Annotated in this window: 15 protein-coding genes; all 15 read right to left on the bottom strand. The window is 46.0% G+C overall.

What is annotated here, in order from left to right; translation table 11 throughout:
- Window positions 1-39 precede the first annotated feature (39 nt).
- The gene (locus tag E4V70_RS02380) at window positions 40-549 is read right to left on the bottom strand and encodes a hypothetical protein (protein WP_122862046.1); all 510 of its coding nucleotides are present in this window, start codon (window positions 547-549) and stop codon (window positions 40-42) included.
- On the bottom strand, window positions 546-1,499 hold the full coding sequence (locus tag E4V70_RS02375; RefSeq protein ID WP_122862047.1) for a hypothetical protein: 954 nt from the start codon (window positions 1,497-1,499) through the stop codon (window positions 546-548). The genes E4V70_RS02380 and E4V70_RS02375 overlap by 4 nt, the downstream gene beginning before the upstream one ends.
- On the bottom strand, window positions 1,496-2,170 hold the full coding sequence (locus tag E4V70_RS02370) for an ABC transporter ATP-binding protein (protein ID WP_122862048.1): 675 nt from the start codon (window positions 2,168-2,170) through the stop codon (window positions 1,496-1,498). The genes E4V70_RS02375 and E4V70_RS02370 overlap by 4 nt, the downstream gene beginning before the upstream one ends.
- On the bottom strand, window positions 2,167-3,276 hold the full coding sequence (locus E4V70_RS02365; protein ID WP_122862049.1) for an ABC transporter permease: 1,110 nt from the start codon (window positions 3,274-3,276) through the stop codon (window positions 2,167-2,169). The genes E4V70_RS02370 and E4V70_RS02365 overlap by 4 nt, the downstream gene beginning before the upstream one ends.
- Window positions 3,266-3,454 carry a hypothetical protein gene (locus E4V70_RS02360; protein WP_122862050.1) on the bottom strand — a complete coding sequence of 63 codons (189 nt, stop codon included), beginning with the start codon at window positions 3,452-3,454 and terminating at the stop codon, window positions 3,266-3,268. The genes E4V70_RS02365 and E4V70_RS02360 overlap by 11 nt, the downstream gene beginning before the upstream one ends.
- Complete coding sequence (locus E4V70_RS02355) at window positions 3,451-4,587, bottom strand: nitrous oxide reductase accessory protein NosL (protein WP_122862051.1); 1,137 nt, start codon at window positions 4,585-4,587, stop codon at window positions 3,451-3,453. The genes E4V70_RS02360 and E4V70_RS02355 overlap by 4 nt, the downstream gene beginning before the upstream one ends.
- A gap of 14 nt (window positions 4,588-4,601) precedes the next feature.
- Window positions 4,602-5,447 (bottom strand): tetratricopeptide repeat protein, encoded by an 846-nt coding sequence (locus tag E4V70_RS02350; protein ID WP_122862052.1) that lies wholly within the window; start codon window positions 5,445-5,447, stop codon window positions 4,602-4,604.
- Window positions 5,448-5,458: 11 nt separating this feature from the next.
- Entirely contained in the window at window positions 5,459-8,155 is a 2,697-nt protein-coding gene (ccsA, locus tag E4V70_RS02345) for a cytochrome c biogenesis protein CcsA (protein ID WP_122862053.1), read from the bottom strand.
- A gap of 20 nt (window positions 8,156-8,175) precedes the next feature.
- Complete coding sequence (nrfD, locus tag E4V70_RS02340) at window positions 8,176-9,147, bottom strand: NrfD/PsrC family molybdoenzyme membrane anchor subunit (RefSeq protein WP_122862054.1); 972 nt, start codon at window positions 9,145-9,147, stop codon at window positions 8,176-8,178.
- Between the two features lies 1 nt (window position 9,148).
- The gene (locus E4V70_RS02335; protein WP_122862055.1) at window positions 9,149-9,832 is read right to left on the bottom strand and encodes a 4Fe-4S dicluster domain-containing protein; all 684 of its coding nucleotides are present in this window, start codon (window positions 9,830-9,832) and stop codon (window positions 9,149-9,151) included.
- 36 nt (window positions 9,833-9,868) lie between these two features.
- Entirely contained in the window at window positions 9,869-10,681 is an 813-nt protein-coding gene (locus E4V70_RS02330; RefSeq protein ID WP_122862056.1) for an FKBP-type peptidyl-prolyl cis-trans isomerase N-terminal domain-containing protein, read from the bottom strand.
- Window positions 10,682-10,735: 54 nt separating this feature from the next.
- The gene (locus tag E4V70_RS02325; protein ID WP_122862057.1) at window positions 10,736-12,802 is read right to left on the bottom strand and encodes a cytochrome c3 family protein; all 2,067 of its coding nucleotides are present in this window, start codon (window positions 12,800-12,802) and stop codon (window positions 10,736-10,738) included.
- A 97-nt stretch (window positions 12,803-12,899) separates the two neighbouring features.
- The gene (locus E4V70_RS02320; RefSeq protein WP_122862058.1) at window positions 12,900-14,339 is read right to left on the bottom strand and encodes an ATP-binding protein; all 1,440 of its coding nucleotides are present in this window, start codon (window positions 14,337-14,339) and stop codon (window positions 12,900-12,902) included.
- Window positions 14,323-15,018, bottom strand: a complete 696-nt coding sequence (locus tag E4V70_RS02315) for a response regulator transcription factor (protein WP_122862059.1) — start codon at window positions 15,016-15,018, stop codon at window positions 14,323-14,325. The genes E4V70_RS02320 and E4V70_RS02315 overlap by 17 nt, the downstream gene beginning before the upstream one ends.
- Before the next feature lie 79 nt (window positions 15,019-15,097).
- Window positions 15,098-16,204, bottom strand: coding sequence for an FtsW/RodA/SpoVE family cell cycle protein (locus E4V70_RS02310; RefSeq protein WP_122862060.1), 1,107 nt, complete (start codon window positions 16,202-16,204; stop codon window positions 15,098-15,100).
- Window positions 16,205-16,214: the final 10 nt, after the last annotated feature.

Here is a 16,214-nt window from a genome sequence, read left to right as displayed (position 1 = left end):
GCTTCTCGGAGAATAAAATAGCCAAGCGGGCTTCAAAGCCTAAATTTTATTCTCCGAAAGCAAGATAAAAATTAGCGGATTTATCAGAGTTTCGCCGCGTGCGGCATAGAGCATGACGTCCTCGAAATAGTTGTCGTTGATGCCGTAAACGTGGTATTCGTATGCGCCGATGCCGTATCCCATCGGAGTGATGTCTACGCGCGAGTACCAGGCGTCTTTAGCTAGGATATATCGGCTGGTATCTTGCGAATACACCCACAGCACGACGTCATCTTTGTTCTTTTGCCGCATGAGCCAAGTAAACGAGTTTGAGATGTCGTAGAAAAAGTACGTATCGCCGTTTGGCATTACCGCCTGAGCTGTGTTATTTAGGTCGCTGATGAGTACCTTGCTCTCAAAGCAGAGGTATTTGTTTAGCTCGATTTCTAGCGGCTTTTTTTCTACGTTGCCGTGGCGAACGACGATCTTGCCCTCGCTAGTATCCACCGAAAACGCGAGCAGCGCCACCACGCCGATGAGCAGCACGGCGGCGAAAATTTGCTTTATCATAATAAAACTCCTCGCAAAAGGTAGTATTTAGCGACGAAAAAGCTGCAAACAAGAGCATTTACGGCCAGCCAAAAAGAGGAAATTTTGAGCAAATGCTCGTAAGGTTTTTTCACGATTAGCTCGACCAAAAACGCCGCGATACCGTAGAAAATACCCAAAAACAGCGAGCCCCAGATGAGGTAGCCGACGTAAAAATACTCGCCTTTTAGCATGCAGTACGGGCATTTGTGATTTGGCTGTTCGTAGACGTAAAGCCCGAAAAAATAAGTAATCGCGTAGTATGCGATAAATAAAAACAGCAGGTTACAAACAAAGCTCGCCATCGTCTGTTTGAGCAAATTTAGCGCCAAAATGACCGCAAAAACGGCATAGTAAAAGACGACCAAATTTAACTTCGTGTAGCCAAACGGTAGCTTTGGCGCCTGAAATACGACCGAGCAGCAAAAGACGGGCACCTTTAACGGCACGTTGCTAAAAAACAAAATCTCAGTAGCAAATTCGACCAAAACGCCGATAAAAAGCGCGGTGAAGATGACGTATTTTCGCTTTAAATACGGAAAATTCGTCGCCTTTAAATCAAGCGAATTTATGATGAGCCACAGTCCAAAGCCAAAGATGAGTAGTAGCTTTAACAGTAGCAAAATGCCGCCGAATTGATTTGATCCGATGACGCCCGCCGAGCACATGGCACCCGGCACTACGTCTGCTAGCTCGTTTAGAGATAACGCGAAAAATACGAACAAAACTATCTTGCAAACTACGGCGAAAAACAAAATCGTATTTACGAGGTAGTTGCGTTTTTCAAGATCGTATTGTAAATTTGACGTCGAGTTAAAGTCCCACAGCCGCATAATGCGCACGACGAAATACTGCGAAATACCCATCAATACGATAATGATGAGCTCGATCAGTAAAAACGCGATGACAACGTCCGATAAAAATACGCTCACAGCATCTCTCCGTCCTGCATCCTCACGTAGCCGTCCACGAAGTCCAGATCGTCAAACAAAATGTCGTGCGTGGCGACGACGACGGTCTTTTTTAGCTCTTTAAATTTTTTCAGCATTCGGGTGAAGATGAGCGAGTTTTGTTTGTCCAAATTTGCCGTCGGTTCGTCGGCTAGTATGACGCTAGGATCCATCGCTAGAGCCCTTGCTATCGCGCATCGCTGCTTCTCGCCGCCGCTTAGCTTTGAGATGATTTGATCTTTTTTGTGCGCGATGTTGGCGAGATTTAGCGCGCGATCGATTTGCGAATTTAGCTCGGCTTTTTTAAGGCTTGTTAGGCTTAGCGGCGCTAGTACGTTTTGATAGACGCTAAGCCCCTCGATCAGGTTAAAAGACTGAAATATAAACCCGACCTCGCTATGTCTAAAATTTGAGCTCATGATGTCGGGTAGCTTTGAGACGTTACGACCGTTGATCAGCGCTTCTCCGCTGCTTGGTTTGCTAAGTGCGCCGAGTATTCCTAGTAGCGTGCTTTTGCCGCTACCGCTGACGCCTTTTAGGATGACTAGATCGCCGCTTTTTACCGTCAAATTTATATTTTTTAGCGCGTGAAATTCGTTGGGTTTGTTTTGATTGTAAATTTTACAGAGATTTTTTACTTCTATCGCGTTCATTTTACCGCCTCGCTCATGTCGCTAACGGCTATGCGCCACGACGGGATGATGACGAATGCCAAAAACGGAATCACGCTAAAAACAAAGATCAAAAATAGCATATTAAAGTCGATGATCGGCGTGAAATCGGTAAAATTCGCCACCTCGCTGCCTAAAAATATATCGCGTAAAAACGGCGCGCCGAATAAAAACACGTAGAGATACGCTCCCGCGACGCCTAGCAAATAGGCGCTAAAAGAAACGACGATGTTTTGGATAAATTTAAGCGCGATGATATTTCTCACGCTAAAGCCGATACTGCGCAATATCGCGATCTCCTTTTTCTTTTCGCCGTAAGCGAGCGAAATTTGATTTTTCAGCAGGATGAAAAACGAAACCATCGCCACGACGTAAAGCACCATGAAAATGCCGCCTTTGTAGTAGTAAAGGTGCCTTATTTTGGCCACGCCATCCTCGATGCTCGTAACCTCGGTGTTTGGATATACGTTTTGGATCTTTAGCGCCACTTCGCTGATCTCGTTGACGTTTGGTACTTCGACGTAGAGCCTCGTGTATTCGCCCTCTTTAAGGCTTAGCACTTCGCGCGCGGTGGCGGGATTCATATAGATAACGTCGTTTGAGACGATACCCGTTTCATGCGGCGCTATTTTGTTGATCTTTATCGGGATCATTTTTTCTTCGGTTAAAAAGTTAAAAACGTCCTCGTAATAAAGCTCCGCCATCTCTTTTTTCACGCCTTCGCCCACGATCATCTCGTTTTCGTCCAAATCTTCGTCGCCGACGATGTGAAACCAGACTCTTTTTTGCGCGAAATAATACTCTCCCTCGACTGCGCCCTCTACGCTAGCTACGCCCGCGATCTTTGAGATGTCGTAGATGTAGCCGTCGTGCATCAAGTCGCGTTTGCCCGCGCGCAGAGCTTCGACGACGACTTCGGGCTTTGAGCGGGTCAAATTCGTAAGGTCGCTTTGGATGGAGCTTGAGACGAAAAGAACCGCGCTTAAGATAAACACGATAAAAGCGAAGATAAAAAAGCTAAAAGCGTGATCGGCGCGGTCTTTATAGAGCAGCGTAACTGCGTAATCGATAAAATTTTTACTCGGCATAGACAAACTTCCCGTACTCTTTTGAAATAAAATTCGTCGAAATTTGCGCGTCTTTGACGGATTTTTGGATCAAATTTAGCTGAGCCTCCTTGCCCACTCTATCAAAGCCTAGATAATGCGCCCCGATACAAACGTAAAGGATCGCGAAAAAGCCCGCTAAAACGCAGATGAGTCTCACATCAACCTCTCAACCAAAAGCGTAGTTATCTCGTCAAATTTGACGATCTGTTTGCCGCCGTGGTCTTTGGCGAAGGTCTTAGCGTCCTCTTCGCTGGCAAACGGTATGAGCTCGTTGCCCATAGGTCCGAGTACGTTTGAGCCGGTTACGTAGTAGGCGGTTCTAGCGTCGATTTTGTTTAGCTTGTAGTAGTCGCTAACGTAAATTTGATCGTCTTTTTTGCCTTTTTCGAAATAATACTTCATCATATCCTTGACGCCGTCAAAGTAAAGCTCCTCTTTGCTTGTTTTCATCATCGTCGCCCACTGCGGGTTTTTGCCGATTAGCATACCGCAAACGGGGCAGCGCGCGCCTTTTGGCACGACGATCCTCTCGGCTTTTTGCGTTTTTTGCTTAGATTTTGTGGCTTGATCGCTAGAGCCTAAATTTGCCGGAGCGTCCCATAGATACAAAGCCGCGGCTTGCAGGTGTTTGTCGTATTCATGGGCTTTGCTAGCGCCCTTTTGGTCGCATGTCTTTTTGAGATGGGCTTTTAGCTCGGAGATAGCTTTAAAGCTTTTTGGATCGGTTTTCTCGCAGTTTGCTTCGTAAAATTCCTTACCGTGTGCGTAAACGCCGCCCTCGCGTTTAGCTTTGATCATCTTGTTATCGCCCTCAAAGTCCTGTCCCGCGATCTCGTATGCTTTGGCAAAGTCCATTATCTCGCCGCCGTTTTCGGCTTGGAACTCTTTTGCGTCGGACTCGGTTGAGAAGGCGTATTTGCTATTTCTAGTCATCGTGCCGCCGATCTTGCTACCGACGACGTAAAAGGCTTTATTTGCATCGATCAAATTTAGATTTTTCGTATCTACGACCTGCGCGTCGCTTGGGATTTTTCCTTCCGTGAGCTCGTATAAGCAGTGCAGAGATGCTACCTGTTTGCCGTTATAGACGTGGTTTGTTTTATAAAATTTAACCAAATTCATTCCGCAAACGGCGCAGTACTCTTTATCCTCACCGCTTCCTACGAGCGTAGCTTTGCTTGGATCCACGCTTTGAAACATCGGCTTCATCTTGCCTGCTTGCTCGTTTGCTTCGGCGCCAAACATTAGCGCCGCCAGCAGCGCCGAACCCAAAATAGAACGTAAAATCATACTATCTCCTTAAATTATTTAGTTTTATTTGTTTCCGGTTTTAAAAACTCTGCATTCTCGCACGCGACTTTTAGACCCTTTGCGCAGCTTTTGTCAAAGAGCTCTTTGGCCTTGATGGTGTCGGCCGCGACGCCTTTGCCCTCGGCGTACATTATGGCTAGGTTGTTGCAGCCTTTGTCGTAGTTTAGGTTGCATGATTTTTCGTAAAATTCTTTAGCTTTGGCATAGTCTTGCTCCGTGCCTTGACCGAATGCATACAAAAAGCCGAGGTTGTCGCAGCCGATGCCGACGCCGCCAGCGCATGCCTTTTCATAAAATGATTTTGCTTTAGCGTAGTCTTTTTCTACGCCCATGCCCTCAAGGTGCAAGTAGCCTAGGTTATTGCACCCCATCATATCGCCGTAGTTGCAGGCTTTGGTATAGAGCGAGATGGCTTTTTTGATATCGGTTTTGACGCCTGCGCCGTTTGCATAAAGAAGTCCTAGTGCGGTGCAGCCCTCGTCATCTTGGCAGGCTTTTTCGTAGTAAGCGGCGGCTTTAGCAAAGTCCTGAGTCGCGCCGTTGCCGCTTTCGTAGATGTAGCCTAGGTTGTTGCAAGCAAGCGCAAATTTGGCATTGCAAGCTTTTTGGTATAAATTTATCGCCTTTTCGTAATTTTTCTCCACACCGCCCGTGCCTTCAAAATACACCACGGCAAGGTTGTAGCAGCCCGAGGCCTTGTTTTCCTCGTGGCAGGCTTTTTTGTAGATTTCTATCAGCTTTTTATGGTCGCCGCTTTGCTGGGCTTGCATGCCTTCTTGGATAAAGCCCGCGTTTGCGCTAGCGCATAAAACCGCCGCCAGTAGTAGTTTTTTATACATTTTTTCTCCTTTTAAATCGTTTTTACGTCGCGCCCTCTAAAGGCTAGCGCGGTTATCAAAAGCATGCAGCCAAGCGCGATATAGACGCTAATGTGCACCGGCGGCAAATCTCCGCTGGCGTAAGAGTGCATGCCCGTTAGGTAAAAATTTACGCCAAAATAAGTCATCGCGATCGAAGCGTAAGAAAACACCGATGCGATCAAAAATACGTAGAGCGAATTTAGCTTAGGGATAAAGCGCAGGTGCAGCGCGATCGCGTAAACTAGGATCGATACGTACGACCACGTCTCCTTGCTATCCCAGCCCCAGTAGCGACCCCAGCTCTCGTTCGCCCAGATCCCGCCGAAGAAATTCCCCACCGTCAGTAGGCAAATGCCGATAATCAGGCTTGCTTCATCGATCGCCGCGATATATCTGATCTGCTCGTTTAGGCGCGTTTCGTTGGCTTTGTTTTTAAACGCCATGAGTCCTAGCGCGATCAGCCCAAGCACGCAGCCAAGTCCCAAAAATCCGTAGCTAGCCGTGATGACCGAGACGTGGATACTGAGCCAATACGACTTTAGCACCGGGACTAAATTCGTTATCTGCGGATTTACGAAGCTCATGTGAGCTACCAGCATCACGATGCCGGCTAGTAGCGCCGCCGCCGCAAGCGCAAGTAGCGAACGCCTAAAAAATATCATCCCTGCTAGCGCTCCCGACCACCCGATATAGATCATTGATTCGTACGAGTCGCTCCAGGGTGCGTGCCCCGAGACGTACCAGCGTAGCGCCAAGGCGGCCGTATGCACCGCAAAACCGAGCGCGAACGCCGCTAAAATAGCTCGCTCAAGCAGCAAAATCCGTTTTGATAAAAACACCGAAGCAAGCCCGAGTAAAAGCGCGGCAAAGCCCAAAATCCAGTAGAAATAAACGAGCTTTTTAAACACCGAAGCGCGGTTATAAAATACCTCGGCATCGACTCTGCTAACGCTAGGTAAAATTTCCGCCGAAGCCGTGCGCTGATAGTTTCTTAGCACAGCTAGCGCGGAGTCGGCCTTTCTCCAGTTATTATCCGCGATACCTTCTTGTAGGCCTATGAGGTAGTCGTTTAGCATGTTTTTTGCGTCTAGAGCGACTCGCTCGTCGTTAAAGGCGTCGTTTGGCGAGAGCCAGGCATTTTGCGGGTCGTTTGCTACCGGGATAAATTTAAAAAACGTGCCCTTAAACGTGAGATACGCGATGTTTAGTCGCTCGTCAAATTTGATGAGGTCGTTATCGAGCGTGCCTCGTTTTGATAGAGGTTTTTCGTTCGCGGCTTCGACCTGTGCGGCCAGTCTATACTCGCCGTTTGCATCAAACGCATCCCTAAAGCTCGCATAATCTCCGCTCAAATTTAGCATTTTTTTTATCTCACCGTTTTTTATCTTGACGATTTTTATCTCTTGCCACAGCGCGGGATTTAGATTCATCCCAAGCACGATTTGTTCGGCACTTAGACCGTAAAGCGAGTCTGTACCGGAAATTTTATTTACGATCTCGCCCGCTTCGGTGCTAAGCGGCTTTATCCTGCCCGCGTAGTCTTGCACGAGAAGCTTTGCAAATTCGCCGTTAGCGTGAGCGGCGGTGTTTGCGGCGAAAGTTTTTAAAATCTCGCTCTCGTTTTGCTCGGCCGCGTTTGCGTTAAAATTTAAAAAACCAATCGCGATAAATGCCGCAACGAGCGAAAATCTACTGTTTTTGATGAAATTTATAAGCTTTAAAAATCGGCTGTTTTTAGTAAAAAAGTTGCCGATGACTCCGACGCAAAGCAAGAAATATCCGATGTAGGTCGGGATTTTGCCCGGATCGCGATTGACCTCTAGCACCGTGCCTTGCTCGTCCGCGTCGTAGGATGACTGAAAGAGCTTAAAACCTTGCAAATTTAGCGGATGATTCATGTAAATTTTATATCTCGTTAAAACCTCGCCCGCGTCAGAAAGTGCCTCTACTTCGCTAGAGTATGAGGACGGGCTTTGAGAGCCTGGGTAGCGCTCAAGCTCAAATTTAATAAGCTTTATCGAAAAGGGCAAGCTAACTAGCTTTGAGCCCCAAGTTAGCATTATCTCCTCGCCGTCAAAATTTAGCATACTAGGCTCGCCCAGCCAGCCTACGCCGCCGTGGATTTTGGCTGTTTGTTCGCGCTGTCCTTCAAAGCCCGCTTTTACTACGAGAGTGCCTCGCTCGCCTTTGGGAGCGGCTTTATAGGAGTCAAATTTGACGGTGAAATTTTTTGAGTTTATGGTTTGCGTGAAGCTAAAATTATTATCGCCGATTTGGGATAAATTTAGCGGATACTCGAAAAATGCGTCTTTTGTGCGTATTTGCAAAAACGGCTTGACGCTCACCATCTCGTTTTCGCTCTCGCCCGCTCTTACGTGCAGCACGCCCTCGGCTCCCAGATAACGCGTCAGCGCCGCGCCGATAAAGATAACGATAAATGCCGCGTGAAGGACGAATGAACCGAAGCGGCGCCACATTTTGGTTTTTACGATGATAGCGAGCAGGCAAAGCGCAAGCGCGCTCATGACGCACTCGTACCAGCGCGCCTCATAGACTAAAATTTTAGCCGTTTGCGTATCGTAAATGCTTTCTAAAAAGGTTGCGACGCCGGCACCCGCGGCAAGGATAAAGAGGAGGCAGAGCGCAAATTTGTAAGAAGTGAAAAATCTAAATAAATTTACGCCCAAAATCGCCTCTTTCGAATTTTTTACATTATTATATCGTAAGTTTGACCTGCGTATAGTATAAACATTCTAAGAAGTAATACTCCGACCACGCTAGCAAGCGCGCTAACGTAGAACGCAAATGCGGTGTGAGCGATCTTTTTGCCCAGTGCGAAATTTAAAACTAGCGGTACGCAAAATCCTACGCCTACGACGCCTAGCCAAAATAGCTGAGCATAAATGCCCTCGCTAAAGGCGACGCTCGCGGCTTTTTGCACGTCGCTTCCGGTGATGAGCGAGACGAAAATCATGCCGATTAGTAAAATTTCCATCGCTAAAACCGGCCACTCGACCGCGTGTAAGGTTTTTAGATCGCTGCCGTGAGGATCCGCTTTAAAGAAAAGCGCGGCTATTAGGCTTGAGCCCGCGATACCCGCCGATAAGCCCGACGCCACGAAAAGCGCAGGTAAAACGGCGGTATTAAGGATAGGAAATCTAACCAAAACCGAGATCAAAAAGCCCGTATAGGCACATATCGCGACCGCAAAAACAAGAGTAAGCGCAAGAAGCAGCGGGCGAAGCGCGTTTAAAATTTTCATTACCAGCGTGAAAAGCCCTTTTAAAAAAGTAAGTCTGTGCGATAAAAATCCGCTAAGATCAGCTTTAAACGCATAAAGGCAGGCAACGAAGCTAAGCGGGATATAGACGCAAAGCGCCGCCACGCCCACGGACATAACCGAGGTGAAGTTATAATTAATCAAAATTTTCCAAAAAAGAAGCGGTCGCTCTAAATCGGCTACCAGGCAAACCATACCGAGTAAGATCGCTACGAAAGATAGCAGCGACGCAGCCTTAAACAGCGGCGTGCTTTCGGTCTGTTTTTTATAAAATCTAACGAGGATCGCGACTACTAACGCGCCGCCGCTCATACCCGCTAGCAAAAGATAAACCGCAATCGGCCAGCCCCACTCCACGCCGTGCGAGAAGGTCGCAGTGAAATTTATAGCTCCGTTCATATCACACTCCTAGTTTTACCGCAGGAATATAGCGCAGGCTCGGCTTCGTGCCGCACTCAGGATGCATGCGCAGGCTGTCTTTTACGCGAAGTAGCTGGCTGATGTGCGACTCTTCGTCGTTTAGATCGCCGAACACGATCGCCTCGTATCTGCACGCCTCGATGCAGGCTGGCTCGCGGCCGTCTTTTAAATTCGTATCCAAGCAGAAGTTGCAACTCTCTGCGGCTCTTGTTTCGTGGTTTATGAAGCGCACGTCGTAAGGACAGGCTACGATGCAGTATTTACAGGCGATGCAATCATCGGTGTTCATCGTCGTGACGCCGGTTTTTTCATCCTTGTGACAGGCTTTTGTCGGACATACGGTCACGCACGGCGCATCCTCGCACTGCTGGCAGGAAACCCTGACGTAGCGCTTTTCTTTCAAATTTAGCGGATCTGTTTTATCCTGGATAAAAAGCCTCATTTGGCCTTTTGGGACCAAATTTACCTTTTGACAGGCGACCTCGCAATCGGTACAGCCGACGCATTTGTTCTGATCGAAGATCATGCCGTAGTGCGGCTTTTTGCCGTTTTCCGTTTGGGCGTCTAAATTTATACTCTTGCCCAGTACGCTAGTCGCACCCGCAACCGCCGCGCCCGAAGCAAGGAACTTAAAAAACGTCCTTCTTGTATTTTGCTCTTTCATATTCTTCTCCATCCGTATGGATTAAATATCCTAAATTTATCTACCAACGCTACTTCCGTGGCTATGCGCGCCATGGAAATTTCGCGGCTGAGTTTCGCTTAGTTTTTTGGCTGCGCCGGCTAGTTCGCTAGGCTTTAGAGCCTTTACTAGCTCGACTTCAAAAATCAGCGTCGAGCCGCCCGGTATCTCGTCTGCACCCTCGTCTCCGTAAGCCAGGCGAGACGGGATTACGAATTTATATTTTGAGTTACCGTTCATCATCATGAGGCCCTCTTGTAGGCCGTCTATTAAATTTACCATAGAAAGGATCGCAGGCTCGTTTCTAGAGTACGTATCGTCAAAAACTTTGCCGTTTATGAGGTAGGCTTTGTAGTTTAGCGCCACGACGCTCTCGGGTCTTGGCTTATCGCCGTCGCCGACGGCCATGACTTCGTACTGAAGCCCTGATTTAGTCGTTTTGACCTTTTTATTTTTGGCGTTTTTCGCCATAAATTCTTCGCCCTCTTTTAAATTTTTTTCAAGCGCTTTTTTTAGCGCGTCTTGGGTTAGCTTATTTAGTTTTTCGTCTCTTTGGTTTAGTAGAGAGATGATCTCTTCGTCGGTTAGTTTTTGTTCTTTTTTAAAGGCGTCGGTAAAGCCGTCTAAAAGAGCCTTGCCGTCAAATTTAACGCCTAGGCTTTCTTGTTTTTTTAGTTGTGCGGAGATATAGGTTCCGGTTGAAATTCCGATACTGTATGATTCTTTTTGCTCTTGTGTCATCGCCTCTTTATCCGCCGCGCTAGCGCATAAAACGTAGCCGGCCGTTAGGCAAAGAGCTAAAAGCGGGTTTTTGCTAAATTTAAAACGCATAAATTTTACCTTATTAAATTTGGACGCCGCGCTTTTGCGGCGTCCGTAATCGCATCATAAATTGTTGTTTATGATTCTTTGGGCTTCTTTGATGTACTCTTTAGAAGCATCAAGTCTTTGTTTTGTGTATTTAAAGCCGTGCATACCCCATGAGCCGTCTTTTTGTAGCAAGTCTATCGTGTCTTGCGCTTTTTCGATTAGCTCATAAACTCTCGTCTTATCGCTAGGGCTTAGTTTCTTAGTTTCTAAGATAGCATAAAGTCCCTCGATACCTATTTTGACTTGAGAGAAGTCGTTTTTAACAGGAGTTTGCCATCCCGTTACTTCGTCGTAAACCTGTTTTTGGTTTTTGAAGTGAAGCGTTGGTTTTAGCTCAGATAAAACAGGGCTGTGGCAGCCTTTAGTATCTTGCATATCTTTATCGGCCCAAGACGTTCTAGCGCACGCCCACATTAGGTCAACGAAGTTGTGCCCGTCTTTATCCCTTTGGAAGTGCCAATCTTTAGCGTCTCTCGGTCCTTTAGCAGCATCGCCTGCAACTAGAGATTTTCTAGCAGGATCTACGTCGATCTTCCAGATGTGAGATCTTCTTTGAGTATCGAATCCGGCGTTGTCTTGGAACTGGATAGCGTAGAAGTTCTCGCAGCTCATCATGAACGGCATGTGGCAAGATGCGCAAGTGTTATCTTTGTGCGTATCGGCTCTAGAAGCGATATATGCTTGCTCTTTGTGGCAATCTTTACAATCTTTTCTGATTTTGGGTTTAGTGTAAAGCGCACTTAGGTAGCCTTGCTCTGAGTTATAGTTTACGCCCTTGATGGTCTTGTCGCCTACGACCGGACCCGTGTTATCGTGTGGATCGTGGCAAGTGGTGCAGCGCATGCCTTTATCGTAGTGAGCGGTAAAGTATGATTGTGAACCCTCAGATCCGCATCCTGGTCCCATTGATTTAAATTTAGAGCTTAGAGATAGATCAAGCTTGCCTTGGTTTAGAGGATTAGCGCGAGCTAGGTCTGGGCTATAGTTAAATCTTTGGTGACAGCGTTCGCAGTTTGAAGTTCTAAAGTTTGTAGCTCCGTCAAGGTGACCGCCGGCTCCGTGACACTCCTCACAGCTTACGCCTTTAGAGATAGTGTGTTTTTGAAGCTCTTTAGCATTACCGAGAGCGGCATAGAACTCTTTCTTAGTTTTAAAGTCAAATTTGAACGGGTGGCAAACTTCGCAGTAAGAGCCGTTTGCTTGGAAGAACATTGACTTTTTGTATTTAGCGGCGTATGAGGCTAGACCTCTGACGTATCCGCCATTATCGCCGTAATCAGCTAGAGTTTCTGGGAAATCAGGAACGAAATCTTTGATTTTCTTAACTGTTTCAGGAGTTAAATTTAACGCCCAAGTTCTTTGGAACTGGTTACCGCCTGCTACGATCTGACCGGTGCCGTCTCGTAGCAAACCGCCCTCTACGTGGTAAGTTCCTCGCAGCAACCACGCGTCTACGTAGCCAAATTTAGTTCTTAGGTGTCCAACGGTGGCGTAAATAACGTCCGGAGTAATGCCTTGAGGCAAGATAGACGCAGTATCTGGGCTAAATACCGGATCAGTTAGGTTGTTGTTAACCTCCGGGTGCTCGCCAGGGAAGCGGATAGTAGTAGCGTGGCGTGATCTGCTCCATACTTCGTACTGTGCAGGGTGGCACTCGCCGCACTTTTCGGATCCTACGAATTTGTTAGGAAACTGCAAAGACGAACCCGCAGGTATCCTATACATCATAGAGCTGTAGCCTTTACCGCCGTCTCTTTTACTGGCTTTTGACATGTCAAAGCCGTGACCTTCGGCAAGCCACTCAAGTCCACGGTCGTGAACGTCCAGTTTACCGACTGTTTTACCGCCGTATTTTGTGAAAATAGGGTGGTTTTTAAACAGCCACTCATACATCTCTTGCTCTTCTACGATGTAGTCTTGCAAGGATATTATGCCTCTAGTTTGAAGCGTGCCTTTTGGGTTTGCTATGACGTCTCGCGCTTGTTGAGACATCTGCATGTTGTGTTCTTCGCAACAGGCTTGCGATGCGAAGACGCTAACGCCCATAAGCAAACCTAATAAGGTTTTACTTAAATTCCTCATTGCGCCCTCCTTATAAATTTTGGATCTAAAATCAAAAAGATTTCATACTGATAATGCTATCGTAAAAAGGGGGCGAAAAAAGGGGAAATTTAATAAATTATGAATTTTTAAATTTAATAGTAAATACTACGCCATTATTTATATTTTGTGCGTAAATTCGGGCGTTATTTTTTTCGGCTATCACCTTACTCATATATAGCCCAAGCCCGCTGCCTGACTTTTTCGTAGTAAAATGCGGCTTGAAAATTTTATTTATCACCGCTTTATTTATATTACCGGCGTTATTTTCGAGCGTTATTGCTCGCTCACCGTTTTGCAAAAGGGCTGTTATTAAAATTTGCATTCGGTTTGTTTGCGTTCGATCTTGCGGCGCGTTTAAAAATGCTTCTTTAGCGTTATTCATGACGTTGATTAAAATTTGAATGAGCTCGTTTATATTTCCGTAAAGGGTAAAATTTTCTTTTATTTCGACTTTTACGTCGATGACGTGCCTTTTGAGCGTCGCGTTTAAAATTTTACAAGCCTGTTCTATGGCCTGTTTTACCTCAAATTCGCTCTTTGGCATATTTGGATTAAAGAAATTTTTAAAATCCTCGATAGTGCCTGACATAAATTTGACCTGCTCGTTCGCCTCCTCGATGGCCTCTTTTAGCCTCTGCTCGCTTAGCTTGCCTCGCTCGGAGTAAAGCTCCAAATTTACCAGAGTCGAGCTGATCTGCGCTAGAGGCTGGCGCCACTGGTGCGAGATGTTGCCGATCATTTCACCCATCGAGGCCAGGCGGCTTTGATTTATCATCAAAAGCTCGTTTTGCAACTTGGTTTTTTCGTTGCTTTTGTGGATTTTATAAACGAAAAATAAAAACGCCCCGAATATCGCCGTGATCGCCACGCCGCTAACGATAAATTCCTGTTTATGATAAAGCAAAATGCTTTTTACCGGGATTTTAAAGCTCACCATCGCTATCGTGTCGCCGACTTTGCCCTCGAAATTGTTCAAATTTCCGTATTGTTCGAGCATTTTTTTAGGCGCGCTGTTTATGTTGTGGCACTCGACGCAAGACGGGTGGGAGTTTTTGACCGGAAGGCCGACGAAAAAGTACGAGGCGTTTTGATCTTTGATTATGTCGGAGTAGACCTCGTATTTACCCTCTTTAAATCCTTCTAAAATTTCATTTTCGAATTCCGTGCCTTCGTGCTCGGGGTTTAGTGGGTTCGTCGCCGTTAGTCTATAGTCGTAGTTTATGTTTTTTTTGGCGAGCTGGATTTTGTAAATTTGACGAGTTATATAGGATGAGGACATTAGCCTTGGATCAAAAAGGTCTTTGTCAATCGCGCCGTGATCTTTTAACTCATCTATGAGCGGGCGCTGGACGGTAGAGATGTAGTCGCGTATGCCGTTCATCGCATCAAGTACGTAAAATGCCTCCTGTCTGGCGTCCTTTAGCGCAAGATCGCGGTAAAAGTTAAAAACCAAAACGGTAATGGCGCCGTACAAAACGACGAGTAGCAGGACGATAAACTTAAATTTGGACTTCACATAGATATCCTACGCCGTATAAATTTTTGATTGTGTCTTTGCCGATCTTGCGGCGCAGATCCTTTACGATGGTTTTGATGGCTTCTTTGGTCGGTTGTTCAAATTCCCACATGTAATCAAATAGCTGTTCGTAAGTGATAGTTTGGTTTTTGTTGTTTAAAAAATACTCCAAAAGCTTGCTCTCGCTTTTGGAGAGGCGACAGGCCTCTTCCTTTATATATATGATTTTTTTACTAAAATCATATTTGAGCTCGTCGTTGATACTAAACATCGGCGTATGGTCGATGAGCTCCATCGCAACGTCTTCTAGCGCTTTTATAAACGTATCTTTATCGTAGGGCTTTGAGAGATATCTCGTGATCTTTAGCTCGACCGCGCGCCACAGATACTCTTGCTCAGTGTGGCTTGAGATGATGACGATAGGGATTTTGCGGTTTGCACAGCGGATCTTTTTAGCTACCTCTAAACCGTCCATGTGCGGGACGCTGACATCTAGGACAAGCGCGTCGTATGAGCCGCTCATAGCCTCGTCTAGCGCTTCGATGCCGTCGCTTACGCCTTTTACTTCGGCAAAAAATAGCTCAAGGGAGTCGATCATATTTTTTAATATATAAGGCTCATCCTCTAAACAAAGGACTTTTTTGTTAGATAAAACATCTAAAATAGAGTAATCTTGCATCTTTTTCCCGTACTAAATTTTGCCGATACTAACACAAGCAAGCTTAAGGGGTGATTATTATTTGGTACAATTTGAATACCTAAAATTTAAATTGTACTAATTTATATGTCGAATCAAACCTAAACGCGAGCAAATTTTGTAAAATCCCAAAAAGGCACATAAAAGTAACGAAGCTACTGCCGCCGTAACTGTAAAACGGCAGCGGAATGCCCACCACAGGCGCAAAACCGATCGTCATCATGATATTTATACTCACGTAAATAAAAATAAGCACTCCGATCCCCGACGCCATCGTCTGAGTAAAATAATCATCCTTTAGCCCGTAGTTTAGGCTGAGCAGATGAGCTATCAGCGCGCCGTAAAAGCTAAGTAGCGCAAGCCCGCCGTAAAATCCATATCGCTCGATCGTGTATGCGAAAATAAAATCGCTAGTCGAAATCGGTAAAAATTTAAAATGTGTCTGCGTCGCCTCGTCTTTTGGTTTGCCTTTTAGGCCGCCGCTGCCGATAGCGATGATGCTTTGGCGCACGTGGTAGTTGGACTCTTCGCTTAAAAAATCGGTAATGCGCTTTTTTTGATAATCGTGCAAATTTTCATAAATCACGGGTGCCGAGAGCAAAATCCCCGCAAATATCGCGACCCAAATTTTTTTATTTACACCGATGATAAAAAGTACGGCGTAGCCCACGATGAGCAGTATTAAAGCGGTGCCAAGATCGGGCTCTTTTAAAATCAGCACGAAAGGCAAAAGGATATAAAAGCTAAGGCGTAAAAAGTCCTTGAGACCGTAGCCGTATTCCTCCGGCGGGCGCTGTTTGATGAGATAGCCTAGCATCAAAAGAAGCGCCGGCTTCATGATCTCTGAGGGCTGAAGCGTAAAGTGGATAAAGGGAAACTCGAGCCATCTTTTTGCGCCTAGTTTGCTAGTGCCAAACAAATCTACGCTAATAAGCAAAACGATGCAAATCCAGTAAAATAGAGGTATGAGCCAGGCAATCTTGCGAATCGGGAGCAAAAAGAAAAATAAAAACGCAGCTAGACCGACGCCGAAATATACAAGCTGCTTGCCGGCTAGGATAGAATTTGCCTCAGAAACCAAAATGTATGATAAAATAATAATAGGAAGTATCAAAAACGGCTGAACGAAGTCAAAATGGGTTAAAATTCGCCTATCGAGTCTTATCAAAAATTTGCCT

Origin of the sequence: Campylobacter showae, assembly GCF_900699785.1 — a bacterium.
GTDB classification, from domain to species: domain Bacteria; phylum Campylobacterota; class Campylobacteria; order Campylobacterales; family Campylobacteraceae; genus Campylobacter_A; species Campylobacter_A showae_D.
This window is presented reverse-complemented; position numbering and strand designations above follow the sequence as displayed.

Coding starts and splice junctions, on each gene's coding strand:
- E4V70_RS02380 (WP_122862046.1), bottom strand. CDS start 549: ATGATAAAGCAAATTTTCGCCGCCGTGCTGCTCATCGGCGTGGTGGCG.
- E4V70_RS02355 (WP_122862051.1), bottom strand. CDS start 4,587: ATGATTTTACGTTCTATTTTGGGTTCGGCGCTGCTGGCGGCGCTAATG.
- E4V70_RS02370 (WP_122862048.1), bottom strand. CDS start 2,170: ATGAACGCGATAGAAGTAAAAAATCTCTGTAAAATTTACAATCAAAAC.
- E4V70_RS02315 (WP_122862059.1), bottom strand. CDS start 15,018: ATGCAAGATTACTCTATTTTAGATGTTTTATCTAACAAAAAAGTCCTT.
- nrfD (WP_122862054.1), bottom strand. CDS start 9,147: ATGAACGGAGCTATAAATTTCACTGCGACCTTCTCGCACGGCGTGGAG.
- E4V70_RS02350 (WP_122862052.1), bottom strand. CDS start 5,447: ATGTATAAAAAACTACTACTGGCGGCGGTTTTATGCGCTAGCGCAAAC.
- E4V70_RS02365 (WP_122862049.1), bottom strand. CDS start 3,276: ATGCCGAGTAAAAATTTTATCGATTACGCAGTTACGCTGCTCTATAAA.
- E4V70_RS02325 (WP_122862057.1), bottom strand. CDS start 12,802: ATGAGGAATTTAAGTAAAACCTTATTAGGTTTGCTTATGGGCGTTAGC.
- E4V70_RS02330 (WP_122862056.1), bottom strand. CDS start 10,681: ATGCGTTTTAAATTTAGCAAAAACCCGCTTTTAGCTCTTTGCCTAACG.
- E4V70_RS02335 (WP_122862055.1), bottom strand. CDS start 9,832: ATGAAAGAGCAAAATACAAGAAGGACGTTTTTTAAGTTCCTTGCTTCG.